Here is a 276-nt window from a genome sequence, read left to right as displayed (position 1 = left end):
ACACTAACCACTCAACGCACGAAGAATTCGAACAGTTTTATATGCTCACGATCTCTTCTCAGGAATTTCGTGTGCTCACGCTGATTCATCTCAATCACGACGATCAGAGCCGTGCTTACGTAGCGCAAAAGCTGAATGCTACAAGCGAAAGCCTAGGCGACGAACGCTTTTATGACTTTATTGGTGAGCTTGGCAACACCTTGTGTGGCTCAATCAAAAGAGGAATCAACGCATTTATTCCGAGCCTTGGCATGTCTACGCCGAATCGCTTAGAAG

Annotated in this window: 1 protein-coding gene; it reads left to right on the top strand. The window is 46.4% G+C overall.

Annotation, left to right across the window (positions count from 1 at the left end; translation table 11 throughout):
* A partial coding sequence (locus A3738_RS30905) for a hypothetical protein (RefSeq protein WP_197473766.1) occupies nt 1–276 on the top strand: 276 nt, incomplete at both ends.

The organism is Oleiphilus sp. HI0066 (assembly GCF_001635725.1).
Note: the sequence above shows the minus strand (reverse complement) of the source record. Positions and strands in the feature narration are given on the sequence as shown.